The sequence below is a fragment of the Leptolyngbya sp. BC1307 genome, assembly GCF_002286735.1.
Classification (GTDB): domain Bacteria; phylum Cyanobacteriota; class Cyanobacteriia; order Phormidesmidales; family Phormidesmidaceae; genus Phormidesmis.
Window position 1 is genome coordinate 1 of record NZ_NRTA01000172.1, and the last position, 892, is coordinate 892.

The window sequence follows — 892 nt, forward strand, 5'->3', positions numbered from 1 at the left end:
CTGTCTTCAACCCAGGCGTGGGCGGAGTGCCCGTTGTGTCACTGTCCTAGTCATCGGGTTCATAGTCATTACGAGCGCACGCTGAAAGATTTGCCATGGGCGCAGTTCAGCCTAGTGCTCCTGCTGGCAGTGGGTAAGTTTTTCTGTCTGAATGACAGCTGTATTAGACGGATCTTCAGTGAGCGCCTGCCTGCCCTCGTCATTCCTTGGGCCAGACGTACCGTTCGCTATACCGAAAAGCTAAAAGCGATAGGGCTGGCTTTGGGGGGTGCTGCCGCTGCCCGTTTAAGTCATCAGCTAGGCTACCACTATAGCCGTGATTCTATTCTGCGTCTCCTCTCCAGCTTAGCGCTGCCGGAGATGCCGACGCCGAAGATTTTAGGAGTCGATGACTTTGCCCTACGTAAAGGCCATGTTTATGGCACCATCCTAGTTGACTTAGAAGCGCATCGACCGATTGCCCTCCTCCCCGACCGTACGGCTGAAACCCTCGCTGCGTGGCTCAAAGCTCATCCTGGGGTAGAAATCCTGTCAAGAGATCGCGCCAAGACCTACCGCAAAGGCATGAATGACGGTGCCCCAGACGCCATCCAAGTGGCGGATCGCTTTCACCTGTTGCAAAATCTTGAAGAGACGCTGGAGAAGGCATTTAAGGGGAAGTCTCAAGTACTGAAGGCGGTTGAGCAGGCGCAGCTTCAGGCCGAAGGCTTTATCGTCCCCCCATCCCCCGTCCCCGAAAGCACGCGCGCAACTCAAAAGACCGAAAAGCGAGCCCAGCGCTTAGAGAAATATGAGCAGACCCATGCCCTGCGACAACAGGGACACCAAATTAAAGACATCGCCCATCACCTGGGCATCGGTAAACGGACTGTCTACACCTATCTCTCGCATC

General features: G+C 55.0%; 1 protein-coding gene. It reads left to right on the top strand.

What is annotated here, in order from left to right:
• On the top strand, positions 1 to 892 hold an 892-nt coding region (locus CKL79_RS22625; RefSeq protein WP_121971734.1), incomplete at both ends, for an ISL3 family transposase.